A 12,631-nucleotide genomic window follows, 5' to 3' on the forward strand; every position below is an offset into this window, starting at 1 on the left:
GGCGGCGCCGACCTGCAAGCAGGAGGCTCTGGCACCGCGTACCTATGCCGCCATAAGTTGACTTTTCTAGTTTAGAATTATTCTAAATTATTGATTTTAAACGCTTTTGCTGAGATTCCATTTGACTTTCCAGCCCCCTCCCGGCTTTATGCCGCTATAGCCTTTGATGTCAGGGCCTTGAACCCTTTCGATTGGAGTGCACCGTGTTTGCCTTTTCCAGGCCGCGCATGAGCGCGGCTTTTGCACGATATCGCCGGCTTTCGGTGAGCCGCGCCGCCGCTGGATGGGACGTTGGGGCGTCAATCTGATGCGGCCCGGCCAGTTCGATCCCATGGAGCATGCCGGTTGCTATTTCGAGCGTCCGCCCGAGAGGCTGGTGCTGGAAGGCTATCGCGGCTGGCTCGCCGGTTTCGAGACCGGCTCGGTGACGCCGTGGGAGATGACGCAGGCGCTCTATGAGGAACTGCTCGGTCGCGTCCAGGGCCGCCGGCTGGTTGTCGAGCTCTCCCATTTCGTACGCACGCTGCGGCGTTGCGCCGCCTGTCCGCTGCGGAGCTTCCCCTTTAATGCGCACCATGTCTGCCGCGACGAATGCCTTGCTCTCGGACTGATTGCAGCCCTGCAGCATGACGACGAAGGTGCTGCCAGGATTTGTCTTTCTGCGATCGCCTGCCCGGCCGTTTCGGCCGATGTTGCGGAGGCTGCCGTTTTCTTCGCCGACGCGCTCGCAGCGGCGCGCCACTATTTGCTGCCGATCCCGCAGGGCGCGATCGAGGACGTTCTCTCGCGCTCGGCTGTCGGGCGCGCCACAATTCATTGAGGAGATGGGTCATGACGAAGATAATGAGCCGTGTACGGCTTTCGGGACGGCTCGCCGCAATCGCCGCTTCCACTGCGCTGACGGCGGCGATCTTCGTGCTGCCGGCGAGAGCCGACACGGATCCGAAGGCGGTGATCGCGAATTATGCCGACATCGCGCTCGCCAAATACGGGGACTCGCTGGCGAGCGCCAAGCTCCTCGACCAGGCCGTCGACGCGCTCATCGCGAAGCCCTCGGCCGACACGCTGAATGCGGCGCGCGCGGCCTGGAAGGCGGCGCGGCAGCCCTATCAGCAGACCGAGGTTTACCGCTTTGGCAATGCGATCGTCGACGACTGGGAAGGTCGCGTGAACTCCTGGCCGCTGGACGAGGGGCTGATCGACTATGTCGACGCCGGCAAATACGGCGCCGAGTCCGACGAGAACCCGCTGTATACGGCGAATGTGATCGCCAACACCTCGATCGAGATCAACGGGCAAAAGGTCGACACTTCGAACATCACGCCGGAGCTGTTGTCGAAGACGCTGCAGGAGGCCGGGGACATCGAGGCCAACGTCGCGACCGGCTATCACGCGATCGAGTTCCTGCTGTGGGGGCAGGACCTGCATGGCAGCGGACCGGGCGCCGGCGAGCGGCCCTATACCGATTATGACACCGCGAACTGCACCGGCGGCCATTGCGACCGCCGTGCCCAATATCTGAAGGCTGCTGCCGACCTTCTGGTCTCCGATCTCGAGGAGATGGTCGGAAACTGGAAGGCGGATGGCGCGGCGCGCGAGGCGCTTATGCAGGGCGAGGCGAATGCCGGACTGTCGACGATCCTCACCGGCATGGGTTCGCTCTCCTACGGCGAGCTTGCCGGCGAGCGCATGAAGCTCGGCCTGCTGCTGCACGACCCCGAGGAGGAGCACGACTGCTTTTCCGACAACACCCACAACTCGCATCTCAACGACGCGATCGGCATCCGCGACGCCTATCACGGCCACTATAAGCGCCTCGACGGCACCGTAATGGATGGTCCGTCCGTCTCGGACCTGGTGAAGGCGGCCGATCCTGCAATCGACGCCGAGCTCTCCGCCAAGCTCGACGCGACGGTCGAGAAGATGAAAGCGATCAAGAAGCGCGTCGAGGCGGGCGAGGCTTATGACCAGCAGATCGGCGAGGGCAATGCCGAAGGCAACGCCACCGTGCAGGCCGCGATCGACGCGCTCATCGATCAGACAAAGTCGATCGAACGCGCCGTCTCGGCGCTCAAGCTCGACGCGATCGCCTTCGAAGGCTCGGACAGCCTCGATTCGCCGGACAAGGTGTTCCAATAAGCGGGGACTTAGGAAAGGCGCGTCCCAACGTCCGATAGGACAGAGACAATTGCCAGCCGGCGTCCAGGGCGGCGCCGTCAGCCCAGTCGAGTGAAGCATGCTGATCTGCCACTGCAACGTCATGACCGAGAAGGAGATCGAACGAACGATCATCGAAATGCTCGATGAGGACGCCTGGCAATTGATCGTGCCTGCTAAGGTCTATCATCGCATGAACAAGCGCGGGCGTTGTTGCGGCTGCTTCCCGAATGTGGTGGAAACGATCATTCGCGTCACGGAAGCATACCACTCCCGTGCCGAAGTGCATGCCGATATCGTTTCACACCTCGATCGCGTCAGGGAACTGCGCGTCAAATTCGGGAGCAGGTTCAATGAAAGGCGAAGCAAAGGTCATCGAGCGGCTTAATGAAGCGCTGTTCCTGGAGCTCGGCGCAGTGAATCAGTACTGGCTGCATTACAGGCTGCTGGAGGACTGGGGCTACACGAAGCTCGCCAGGAAGGAACGCGCGGAATCGATCGAGGAAATGCATCATGCGGACAAGATCATCGCCCGCATCATCTTCCTCGAAGGGCATCCGAACCTGCAGACGCTCGCCCCGCTCAGGATCGGTCAGAACGTGAAGGAAGTCCTGGAATCCGATCTCGCCGGCGAATATGACGCCCGCACTTCCTACAAGAAGTCGCGCGAGATCTGTCATGAGCTTGGTGACTACGTGACGATGGAGCTGTTCGAGGACCTCCTGAAGGACGAGGAAGGACATATCGATTTCCTCGAGACGCAGCTCGACCTGTTCAATGCCATTGGCGACAAGAAATACGGCCAGCTCAACGCGGATCCCGCGAACGAGGTCGAATAGGACGATGCACGCATGCGGCGCATAATCGGCAGACTGCGCCGCGTTGCAGTTTCCTTCTCCCCGTTTACGGGGAGAAGGTGGCCCGAAGGGTCGGATGAGGGGCAGCACCCAACCTGGGAAAGTTTGCGCCGCCCCTCATCTGCTCCTGAGCCTGTCGAAGGACGGCATCCTCCCTCGTTTCCTCGACAAGCTCGGAACGGGGAGAAGAACGACTGCCGCGACGCCGGCCCCTTCTCTCGAATCAAACAGCGCCCCCGCTTGACAAGCCTGTTCGGTGGGCTGCTCGCAGGCTCAGCCGCATTTGTTTCTGCTATCGCTCTCGCGGGCGACATACCGCCCGGCCTCGCAACCACGCGCGACGATCTCTCCGAGAAGGACCTCGCTCGCGTCATCGCCATCACAAAGCCGACGACCGATTTTTCGAAGCCGGAACAGTTCGAGCTGATGCAGGGCGGGGCGGGCACTTCGCGCAAGCGGGTGAACCAGGATTCCTTTTCGCAATCCTCCGCGAATATCACCTTCGAAGAGGAGTCGACCTTCAAGCTCGGCAACGGCATCTTCAGGAAGGTCTGGGTCTCGGCCCCGTCGTCGACCCAGGCCTCCGATGGCCTCGGGCCGCTGTTCAATGCACGCGCGTGCCAGAACTGCCACTTGAAGGATGGCCGCGGCCATCCGCCGGAAGGAGCGGGCGACTCGACTTCCATGTTCCTGCGCCTGGCGCGTGCGGCCGAGACCGAGGAGGAGAAGGCGGCCGTTGCCGACCACAATGCGCTGAATTTCCCCGACCCGGTGTACGGCACGCAGTTGCAGGAGCTGGCCGTGCCGGGGCTCGCGGGCGAAGGCAGGATGGCCATCAGCTATCAGGAAGTCCCGGTGACGCTCGGCGACGGCACCGTCGTCTCGCTGCGCAAGCCGGGCTATTCGGTGACCGGCCTCGGTTACGGTCCGCTCGATCCGCGCACCACGCTCTCACCTCGGGTGACGCCCCCGATGATCGGCCTCGGCCTTATCGAGCAGATCCATCCGGCCGACATCCTCGCCCATGCCGATCCGGACGACAGTGACGGCGATGGGATTTCCGGCAAGCCTCAGATCGTGCGCGACGGCAAGAGCGGCGAACTGACGCTCGGCCGCTTCGGCTGGAAGGCGCAGACGCCGACGATCCGCGAGCAGACCGCGACTGCCTTCAATGGCGATATCGGCATCTCCACGCCGGAAGTTCCGAAACACTCAGGCGAATGCACCGATGCCGAGGCCGCCTGCCTTGCCATGCCGAATGGCGTGCAGGATCGGCTCGGGCCCGTCGAGGCGCCGGACCCGATCATGGACCTCGTTACCTTCTATTCGCAGAACCTCGCCGTGCCGGCCCGTCGCGACATGGACGACAAGGAAGTGCTGCACGGCAAGCAGCTTTTCTACCAGAGCGGCTGCGCCTCCTGCCACACGCCGAAATTCGTGACGCGACGCAACGCGCCCAACAAGGCGCAGTCTTTCCAGCTCATCTGGCCCTATTCCGACTTCCTGCTGCACGACATGGGCGACGGACTGGCCGACGGCCAGCAGGTCGGAGAGGCGACCGGCAACGAATGGCGCACCCCGCCGCTGTGGGGCATCGGGCTTACCAAGACCGTCAACGGCCATACCTTCTTCCTGCATGACGGCCGCGCGCGCAATCTCAGCGAGGCGATCCTCTGGCACGGGGGAGAGGCTGGGAGGTCGCGCGACGCCTTCGCCGCGCTCGCGAGGCAGGATCGCGATGCGCTGATCAAATTCCTGGAATCGCTCTGATCATGAGAAAGCTGGCACTCTTCCTGCTCGTCCTTTGCTTCGGCTCAGCCGATCACGCGCTGGCCAACGAAAAGGCGACGGCAATCGTCAACGCGGCGATCAACGGCTTCATCCGGTCTGCTTATTCCGGCTTCGCAAACAGCGCTGGGGCGCTCGACGACGCGATGGATGCTCTGTGCGTGGAGCCGTCTTCGGAAAAGCTCGAAGCAGCACGGCAGGCGTTCAAAGGTGCAACCGAGGCCTGGTCTTACGCCGAGATCATACGTTTCGGTCCGGTGACGGAAGAGAATCGGCTGGAGCGGCTCCTGTTCTGGCCGGATCGCAAGGGCATCGGCCTGAAGCAGGTACAGGCAACCCTGGCCAACAAGGATGCAGCCGCTGCCGATCCTGAGCAGCTCGCCGAAAAGAGTGTTGCCGTGCAAGGGTTCGGAGCACTGGAATTCGTGCTTTTCGGCACGGATTCGGATGCACTTGCCGCCGCCGGGGATCCTTATCGCTGCCGATACGGCGCAGCGATTGCCGCCAATATCGCCGGGATTGCCGGCGACCTCGATGCCGAATGGGCGGTCCCTGACGGTTTCGCGAAAAAATGGGCCAATCCGGGTCCGAGCAATCCGCTCTACCAGAGCGGCACGGAGTCAGTGACCGAGCTGCTGGAGGTGTTCGTCAACGGGCTCGAGCTGGTGCGGGACGTGCGGCTGAACGCCTTCCTCGGCCATGCGGCCGGGCAGGACAAGCCGAAGCAGGCGATCTACTGGCGCTCCGAAGGCACGGCACGATCGCTTGGCGCCAATATTGCCGGCATGAAGGCGCTGTTCGATGCATCGGGGCTCGGGAACGACCTCCCGCCGGACTTGCGCTGGATCGCCGAATCCATCGGCTTCGAATTCTCGAATGCGGTCAATGCCACGAAGGGTGCCGAGGGCCCAATCGATGCGGTGCTCGCCGACGAGACGAAGCGCGGCAAGCTCGTCTATTTCGCCATCGTAACTTCGAGCCTGTCGGACCTGTTCGGCAAGCGCCTCTCCGAGGCTTACGGGCTGACGGCTGGATTCTCCTCGCTCGACGGAGACTGACCTTGAAGCTGATCGATCGACGCGATTTCATGAAGGCAGCGGGCCTGGCCTTCGCGGCCTCGCTCGCGCCGCGCCGGCTTTACGCCATCGAGCAGGCCGACGCCGTTTTTGCCACGGCGTATCAGAAAAAGAACGGCGCTTATGGCGTTGCGGTGCTCTCAGAAGATCGCCGGATATTGTTCACGACCGATCTGCCCGACCGCGGCCATGATGTCACCTTCGACCCGATCGCGCGCCGCTCGGTCGTGTTTGCGCGGCGGCCTGGCACCTTTGCTGTCGTATTCGATCACACCGGCAAGACAGAGCCGCTGACGATCGCAAGCCAGCCTGGCCGCCACTTCTTCGGCCATGGTGCATTCTCGCCTGACGGAAAGCTGCTCTACGCGACCGAGAACGATTATGAAAATGCGGCCGGGATGATCGGCGTCTACGACGCCGCCGACGGTTTTCGCCGTGTCGGCGAGTTTCCGACGCATGGGATGGACCCGCATGAGGTGCTGCTGCTCGCAGACGGCCGCACGCTGGCCGTCGCCAATGGCGGCGTCGAGACGCATCCCGATTATGGTCGCGCCGAGCTCAACATAACGACGATGCAGCCGTCCCTGGTGTTTCTCGACCGCGAGACCGGAGATCTCAGGGAGAAGCACAGACTTGCGCCGGAGCTGCACCAGCTATCGCTCCATCATCTCGCCGAGGATGCCTCGGGTGCGGTATGGTTCGGTGGCCAGCACAAGGGGCCGGCAAGCGAGCGGCCGCCGCTGGTCGGCAAGGCCCGGCTCGGCGCCGCCGTGGAGCTGCTTCAGATGGAGCCGGAAATTCTCAACAGCCTGCGCAACTATATAGGCGCGGTCGAGGCCAATCGTGATGCCGGCATGATTGGCGTCTCCTCGCCGGCCGGAAATTCGGTGGCGGTGATCGATGCCGCAAGCGGAGAGGTCGTCTTGTCGACAGGGCTCGTCGAAGTCTGCGGCCTGGCGCCCGAGCGCTGCGGCTTCGTCGCCTCGACCGGCCGCGGCGACGTGGTCGATAGCTACGGCAAACCGACACATTTCGACGACTATGCGTGGGACAACCACTTGCTTAGGATCGGGTGAGGTGAGGAAGTGCCGGGGACAGTTTACTTTTTTGCGCAGTAGGGCGGCGGCGCTTCAGAGCTGACGCAAGCGGAAAAAATAAACTGTCCCCTGCGCAATCTCGCCGCCTGCCGGTCGAGTTTCACTCCACACATGCGGCGAGGTTTGCGAGCGTCGAGCTCATCCCCATCTCATGATCCTCCGGCCGTATGCCGGTCGGCACGTTCTCGGCAATCATGGTCACCTCTGTGCCGCCGGGCGCTGCAGCCAGGCTCCAAATCATCTTCATCTCGCCCGAGAAGGCAGGATCGTCGGACTCGAACTCCACGACATGCACGACCCTCTCATTGGGAACCAGTTCGATGAAGCGCCCCTCCACGACGTCCGAGTTCACGGAAGTCTTGCCGCCGGTGTGTTCCGCTTCATCGTAAGTGAGCACCATTCGATAGGTGCCGCCCTCGCGTGGGTCGAAGCGGTCGATATGGCCGCTCATGCCGTCCGGAGGCAGCCACGAGGCCCACGCCTCGGGGTCAAGAAATGCCTTGTAGATGGTCTGCGGCGAGGCCTTGATGACCCTCGAAACGGAATCGGTTCTGCCAGACTTCATGACGCCGTCCTCTCCTTGGCGTCATCATATACAGTTTGGCCGGTCGGCTACACCGTCCCCGAGACGTCGGCGAATGCGATCGCCTTGCGCAATACGGCGACGAAACGCTCGCCGGCCTCATCTCGGCTGCCGCTGTTGTCGATCCTTATCGCGCCGGGAAGCGACGTGCCGAGTTCGGCGCTGCGGGCGAGCCGGGCAAGCACCTCGCCGCGTGATTCGCGGCCGCGCGCGGAAAGCCGCTGCGCCAGGATCTCAGGCGACGCCGTCACTTCGACGATCACCACATTCGCGTAGCGTGCCTTGATGAGCGGGATCGCGCCGCGCGAAATATTCGCGACTGCGACATGGCCGTCGGCGATCGACCGGTCGACGCTGACCGGCAGCCCGTAATGCAGCCCGTGTGCCGGCCAGGACACGGCAAAGGCACCGGCCTTCCTGGCCTCCTCGAACTCTTCGTCGGCCAGGCTGTCGTGGTCCTCGCTCGCAATATCGGAGGGCCGGGTGATGACGCGGCGCACGAACTCCACAGCCTCGCTGCCGGCGAAGGCCTCACGGGCATAGCCGATCAGAGTGTCCTTTCCGGCGCCGCTCGGACCGACGACGGCGACGAACACGCCGTTGCGAATAGGCGAACCGGTGCTCGCCAGCTCGCGCTCTATCAACGCCGACACCATCATGCGACGCGGCGACCTTCCCGCCAGACCGTGCGTACGACCGGGATGTGCTCGTCGACCCTGACACGCACCAGATCGGCCCGGCGGCCGGGGGTGATCACGCCGCGGTCGGTCAAGCCCACCGCCTCGGCCGGGTTCTTCGAGACCATCGCAACCGCCCGTGGCAGCGAGATGCCATCCACCACCTCACCGAGGAAGAAGGCCGACTGGATGAGGCTGAAGGGAATGTAGTCCGACGACAAAATGTCGAGCAGCCCCTGCTCGGCCAGCGAGCGCGCCGAGACATTGCCCGAATGCGATCCGCCCCGAACCACATTGGGGCCGCCCATGAGCACGCCGAATCCCGCCTCGCGGGATGCCTTGGCCGCTTCATGCGTCGTCGGGAATTCGGCGACACGGATCCCTTGGGCTATCGCCTCTTCGACATGGCCGACGGTGGCATCGTCATGGCTCGCCAGCACGATGCCGCGTGCCTGGCAGGCAGCGGAGATCGCCGCGCGGTTGGTCGGCGAATAGCGCCGCGATTCTTCCATGCGGCGATCGCAGAACTTCTTGAAGTCCTCATCCGTGAGCTTCATCTTGCGCTGATAATAGGAGGCGTAGGTCTCCACATTGACGAACTGGCGTTGGCCCGGCGAATGGTCCATCAACGAGGCCAGCTTTACGCGCTCGTCATCCTCGAACAGGCTGAATGCCTCCAGGCAATCCGGCGCAGAAACTTCGCAGCGCAAGTGCAGGAAGTGGTCAGCGCGCAGACGGTCGTTCGTCACGCCGTCCTTGATCGCGTCGCCTAGCTTGCGGATTTCGGCAGAGGTCAACTCCGCGTCCTCGTCGAGGCCGACGCGCAAAGCGTCGAAGACGGTGGTGATGCCCGCAGTCGAGATTTGCGCGTCATGGGCAAGCACGGCGGCAAGCGGGTTCCAGCGCACCTTCGGCCGCGGCAGATAGTGACCTTCTAGATGGTCGGTGTGCAGCTCCACGAGCCCCGGGATCAGGTAGTCGCCGCCCATATCCTCACCGGTTTGAGCAGCACCTTGCGAGACATCGGCAATGATACCGTCGCGAATGAGCAGCGAACCGTCGAGCACCTCGTCGGCCAGCACGATTCGCGCATTGCTGAGTACAGTCTCGGTGGTCATGTCATGCGGACTTTCTTTCGCGCTGCGGCGCGAATTGAGAATAGGAATGAATAGTGAAAGGGGCGCCCGGTTCGGGCTCGACGAAGAGCGCGATGCCGTCGACCGGGACAGGAGATACGAGAACGGGGCCGAACACCTCGTCCAGCGCCGCGCGCACGCGTTCCGCCTCGGCACCGGCCACCCGACCTGTCAGCGTCATGTGGAAGCGAAAGCTGCCGAATACGTAAGGATAACCCCAGCGGTGAAGATTGCTGAATTGCTGAGCGCTCAACGCGTCGGGATTGCGGCGCTCGATGTCCGCTTCGCTGAGCGGCGAACGGAAGCGGTCGAAGGCCACCACCACGTCATCGGCAAGGCGGTTCAGCGCCGCGGCGGGGGCTGCAGGCAGTAGCGCGAAGAAGCCGTCGAGCTGGCCGACAGCCAGGCGCGGAATGAAGAACGGCTCGACGCCGGCCGCGAATTCGGCCAACGCCTCTGCGAGCGAAGAGTCGCTCTCGCCGGCCGCCAGATGGAACGGCGCCTTGAGTGTCGCGTGAAATCCGTAGCGGCGCGCGGCAGCCGAATGGAAGGCGATCTCGGCGGGGACGAGCGTCCCGGTTTTCGGCGGCTCGACCGCCGCGCCCGAGAACGCATCCCGTCCAAGCCAGCTGGCGGCAAGGCGCGTCAGCGGGCTCTCCCTGGGTGGCGTGAAGTAGATTGCGTAGCGCATGGGCGTCCTTCTTTAAGCCCGATGCCTTAGGTGATTTGCATGACAGATTGACGAAGCCCGATTGGTTTTCCGAGCCTAGCAGATCATTGCTTGAACGTCACCGTTCCGCAGGATTGGTTCCGATCAAACGGCGTCGCAACACGTTGGAAATGTTATCGAATATGAAAACGACCAGAAGGATCAGAAGCACCATGTAGAAGACGTTGGCCCAGTTGGAGTTGGTCCGCATCGCCTCCCACAGCTTCAGGCCGATACCGCCTGCACCCACGGCACCGATGATCGTCGCGCCCCTTGTGTTCGATTCCCACTGATAGAGAGTCTGGCCGACGAAGACAGGCACGACTTGCGGCAGCACGCCATAGCGTTGCACCAGCAACCCGCCGGCGCCAGTCGATTTGATTCCCTCGCGCGGCTTGTCGTCGATATTCTCCAGGGCTTCCGAGTACACTTTCCCCAGCGTGCCGGTCTCGGTGAAGAAGATCGCTGCGCTTCCGGCCAATGGCCCCGGCCCGAAGGCGCGGGTGAAGAACAATGCCCAGATCAGCATGTCGACCGAACGCATGAAATCGAAAAACCGCTTGAGCAGCTGATTCATGAGCCTGCTCGGCGTGATGTTCCGAGCCGCGAAGAAGGACAAGGGGAAGGCGACGAGCGCACCGAGCAGGGTGCCGAGAAATGCCATCACGATGGTTTGCAGCAGCTTCGTCCAGACGTCGCCATGCTGCCATTGGGAATTATTCCAGAAATTGTCGAACGCCAGCGCACGATTGGATGTCCCGGGCTTCAGCTCCGGTCCGAAAATCAGCAGCGAGATCACCTCGCCGGCCGATTTGCCGAAGAAGGGCGACCTGGTGTCGAAGATGAAGTTCGGCCAGCCGAAAAAGCGTTTCGTGACCTTGATGCGATCGACTGCGATGCGGACCCCGCCCGCAAAGCCCATTTTCGCGACGACCTCATCTTCATGAGCGGTGATCCAGTCGGGAACAGGACCATCGACCACCGGCTTGCCGCTGGCGAGCGCGACCGGCACGGTCTCGCCGAAGGCCACCACCGTGGCCTCGGTCTTGCTGAAGGTGACGGATTTGCCGGGACCGTCGATCTCCACGGTAAAGCTGCTGTCGGGATTGATCTTTACCCAATCAGGACTCGGATTGTCGCCGAGCGGCGAAAATCGCTGGTATTTGGGCGTGATCGCGGGTGCGTCCAGCCGGAAATCGGGCTGAACGTCATAGCTGACCCACTGGGTCAGATAGAGTCCCATGCGCTCCCAATGGGCATCGCTCAGTATCTGCGGCAGGTTGAAGAACCAGACGGCGTAGGCGAGGTAGAGAACGATCCCGCCGAGCAGGAACCAATGTCCCTGGCGCTTGATCAACGGCCGCTGGAATATCTGGGGATAGCGGCCCTCGATCGATGACATCTCCGCTGCGGTCATCGCAGACACCTCACTGCGCCCTGAACAGGAAAGCCTGCTCGCCCACCAGCCGGCGGCGGAGCCAGGCCGAGAACTGGTCGACGATCAGGATCGTGACGAAAAGCAGCAGCACCAGCGCTACCGTCTTGGCGCCGAAGCCACGCGAGATGGAGAGCTTCAGCTCCTCGCCGATGCCGCCGCCGCCGACCGCACCGATGACGGTGGAGGCGCGCACGTTGATCTCGACGCGAAGCAGCGTATAGGACATGAAATTGGGCAGCACTTGCGGCAGGCCGGCGAAGCGCACGCGCTCGAACCAGTTGGCCCCGACTGCCCTCAGGCCCTCGTCGGCGCGCATGTCGACATTCTCGTTGACTTCATAAAAGAGCTTGCCGAGCGCGCCGATCGAGTGCAGGCCGACCGCGATGATCGCCGCAACCGGGCCGATCGAAAGGATCGCCGAAAACAGGCCGGCGATCACGATCTCCGGGAAGGCGCGCAGCAGTTCCATGAAGCGTTTGACGACAATCCTCAGCACCGGATGAGGTGTGAGGTTGCGCGCGGCGATGAAGGAGAACGGCACGGCGAATACGAAGCCGATGAAGGTCGAGACCAGCGCCACGTTGATGGTGGTGATCATCAGCTCGAAATATTCGGGGATATAGAAACTGCCCCAGACGTAAACGCGGCCTTGTGCGAAATTGAATTCCTGCCCGCCTTTGTCGTTCGGGCTGGCGATGTCGAACAGGGCGCGCCAGACGTCGTTCCAGTCCTTGGGAACGAGCCAGCTCAGGAAATCGAGCAGGTGCGGCAGCCGATCGAAGAAATGGCCGGCATTGCTCTCGTCTGCGAACCATAGCGATCCGCATAGGGCGGCGAACAGCAGGGTTACGCCGATGAACGTATAGAGGCGACGCAGGTCCGTCTGCCGGCGCCATGCCTCGGCAAACTGGTGAGCTTCGTCCGACCGGGCGGTTGTGGAAAGGGTCATCGGGTCATGAAAAAAGGGCGGTGCCGGTGTCCCGGTTTTGAAATTCGCTGGAGTTGGATATCGGGCTCAGAGCGAATTTCAGAACCAAAGGGACACTGGTAACTTTCCGAGTCCTAGTGTCGTTTTGATTTCGAAGTTCGCTCCGAGCCCAATATCAACGTGAG

At 62.6% G+C, this 12,631-nt stretch carries 13 protein-coding genes; 7 read left to right on the forward strand and 6 right to left on the reverse strand.

The window, feature by feature from the left end; genetic code table 11:
• Nucleotides 1-307 precede the first annotated feature (307 nt).
• From SAZ10_RS27645 to SAZ10_RS27675, 7 genes are all read left to right on the forward strand, one after another.
• On the forward strand, nucleotides 308-820 hold the full coding sequence (locus tag SAZ10_RS27645; RefSeq protein ID WP_318612693.1) for a hypothetical protein: 513 nt from the start codon (nucleotides 308-310) through the stop codon (nucleotides 818-820).
• A gap of 11 nt (nucleotides 821-831) precedes the next feature.
• Complete coding sequence (locus SAZ10_RS27650; protein WP_412535309.1) at nucleotides 832-2,139, forward strand: imelysin family protein; 1,308 nt, start codon at nucleotides 832-834, stop codon at nucleotides 2,137-2,139.
• A gap of 97 nt (nucleotides 2,140-2,236) precedes the next feature.
• Complete coding sequence (locus tag SAZ10_RS27655; protein WP_318612655.1) at nucleotides 2,237-2,545, forward strand: (2Fe-2S)-binding protein; 309 nt, start codon at nucleotides 2,237-2,239, stop codon at nucleotides 2,543-2,545.
• Nucleotides 2,511-2,996, forward strand: a complete 486-nt coding sequence (gene bfr / locus SAZ10_RS27660; protein WP_318612656.1) for a bacterioferritin — start codon at nucleotides 2,511-2,513, stop codon at nucleotides 2,994-2,996. Before SAZ10_RS27655 ends, bfr begins: the two co-directional genes overlap by 35 nt.
• A 258-nt stretch (nucleotides 2,997-3,254) precedes the next feature.
• On the forward strand, nucleotides 3,255-4,784 hold the full coding sequence (locus tag SAZ10_RS27665; RefSeq protein WP_318612657.1) for a di-heme oxidoredictase family protein: 1,530 nt from the start codon (nucleotides 3,255-3,257) through the stop codon (nucleotides 4,782-4,784).
• A 2-nt stretch (nucleotides 4,785-4,786) separates the two neighbouring features.
• Nucleotides 4,787-5,860 (forward strand): imelysin family protein, encoded by a 1,074-nt coding sequence (locus tag SAZ10_RS27670; protein WP_318612658.1) that lies wholly within the window; start codon nucleotides 4,787-4,789, stop codon nucleotides 5,858-5,860.
• Nucleotides 5,861-5,862: 2 nt separating this feature from the next.
• Nucleotides 5,863-6,954, forward strand: coding sequence for a DUF1513 domain-containing protein (locus SAZ10_RS27675; protein WP_318612659.1), 1,092 nt, complete (start codon nucleotides 5,863-5,865; stop codon nucleotides 6,952-6,954).
• A gap of 121 nt (nucleotides 6,955-7,075) precedes the next feature.
• Here SAZ10_RS27675 and SAZ10_RS27680 read toward each other — a convergent pair whose 3' ends face one another.
• The 6 genes from SAZ10_RS27680 to phnE (SAZ10_RS27705) all read right to left on the reverse strand — a co-directional run bounded on the left by SAZ10_RS27680 (nucleotide 7,076) and on the right by phnE (SAZ10_RS27705) (nucleotide 12,467).
• The gene (locus tag SAZ10_RS27680) at nucleotides 7,076-7,540 is read right to left on the reverse strand and encodes an SRPBCC family protein (protein ID WP_318612660.1); all 465 of its coding nucleotides are present in this window, start codon (nucleotides 7,538-7,540) and stop codon (nucleotides 7,076-7,078) included.
• A 47-nt stretch (nucleotides 7,541-7,587) separates the two neighbouring features.
• Nucleotides 7,588-8,217, reverse strand: coding sequence for a phosphonate metabolism protein/1,5-bisphosphokinase (PRPP-forming) PhnN (gene phnN, locus SAZ10_RS27685; RefSeq protein ID WP_318612661.1), 630 nt, complete (start codon nucleotides 8,215-8,217; stop codon nucleotides 7,588-7,590).
• Nucleotides 8,214-9,353: an alpha-D-ribose 1-methylphosphonate 5-triphosphate diphosphatase gene (locus SAZ10_RS27690; RefSeq protein WP_318612662.1), complete on the reverse strand. Its 1,140-nt coding sequence runs from the start codon at nucleotides 9,351-9,353 to the stop codon at nucleotides 8,214-8,216. Before SAZ10_RS27690 ends, phnN begins: the two co-directional genes overlap by 4 nt.
• Before the next feature lies 1 nt (nucleotide 9,354).
• Nucleotides 9,355-10,062 (reverse strand): DUF1045 domain-containing protein, encoded by a 708-nt coding sequence (locus tag SAZ10_RS27695; RefSeq protein WP_318612663.1) that lies wholly within the window; start codon nucleotides 10,060-10,062, stop codon nucleotides 9,355-9,357.
• A 97-nt stretch (nucleotides 10,063-10,159) separates the two neighbouring features.
• Nucleotides 10,160-11,506 carry a phosphonate ABC transporter, permease protein PhnE gene (phnE, locus tag SAZ10_RS27700; RefSeq protein WP_412535310.1) on the reverse strand — a complete coding sequence of 449 codons (1,347 nt, stop codon included), beginning with the start codon at nucleotides 11,504-11,506 and terminating at the stop codon, nucleotides 10,160-10,162.
• A 1-nt stretch (nucleotide 11,507) separates the two neighbouring features.
• Complete coding sequence (gene phnE / locus SAZ10_RS27705; RefSeq protein WP_318612665.1) at nucleotides 11,508-12,467, reverse strand: phosphonate ABC transporter, permease protein PhnE; 960 nt, start codon at nucleotides 12,465-12,467, stop codon at nucleotides 11,508-11,510.
• Between the last annotated feature and the right edge of the window lie 164 nt (nucleotides 12,468-12,631).

The sequence above is a fragment of the Mesorhizobium sp. BAC0120 genome (assembly GCF_033542235.1).
Taxonomy (GTDB): Bacteria; Pseudomonadota; Alphaproteobacteria; order Rhizobiales; family Rhizobiaceae; genus JAWRCU01.

Excerpts from the sequence above, each read along its gene's own strand:
- SAZ10_RS27650 (WP_412535309.1), top strand. The coding sequence starts at position 832 with ATGACGAAGATAATGAGCCGTGTACGGCTTTCGGGACGGCTCGCCGCA.
- SAZ10_RS27645 (WP_318612693.1), top strand. The coding sequence starts at position 308 with ATGCGGCCCGGCCAGTTCGATCCCATGGAGCATGCCGGTTGCTATTTC.
- bfr (WP_318612656.1), top strand. The coding sequence starts at position 2,511 with ATGAAAGGCGAAGCAAAGGTCATCGAGCGGCTTAATGAAGCGCTGTTC.
- SAZ10_RS27695 (WP_318612663.1), bottom strand. The coding sequence starts at position 10,062 with ATGCGCTACGCAATCTACTTCACGCCACCCAGGGAGAGCCCGCTGACG.
- SAZ10_RS27655 (WP_318612655.1), top strand. The coding sequence starts at position 2,237 with ATGCTGATCTGCCACTGCAACGTCATGACCGAGAAGGAGATCGAACGA.
- SAZ10_RS27680 (WP_318612660.1), bottom strand. The coding sequence starts at position 7,540 with ATGAAGTCTGGCAGAACCGATTCCGTTTCGAGGGTCATCAAGGCCTCG.
- SAZ10_RS27690 (WP_318612662.1), bottom strand. The coding sequence starts at position 9,353 with ATGACCACCGAGACTGTACTCAGCAATGCGCGAATCGTGCTGGCCGAC.
- SAZ10_RS27670 (WP_318612658.1), top strand. The coding sequence starts at position 4,787 with ATGAGAAAGCTGGCACTCTTCCTGCTCGTCCTTTGCTTCGGCTCAGCC.
- phnE (WP_318612665.1), bottom strand. The coding sequence starts at position 12,467 with ATGACCCTTTCCACAACCGCCCGGTCGGACGAAGCTCACCAGTTTGCC.
- phnN (WP_318612661.1), bottom strand. The coding sequence starts at position 8,217 with ATGATGGTGTCGGCGTTGATAGAGCGCGAGCTGGCGAGCACCGGTTCG.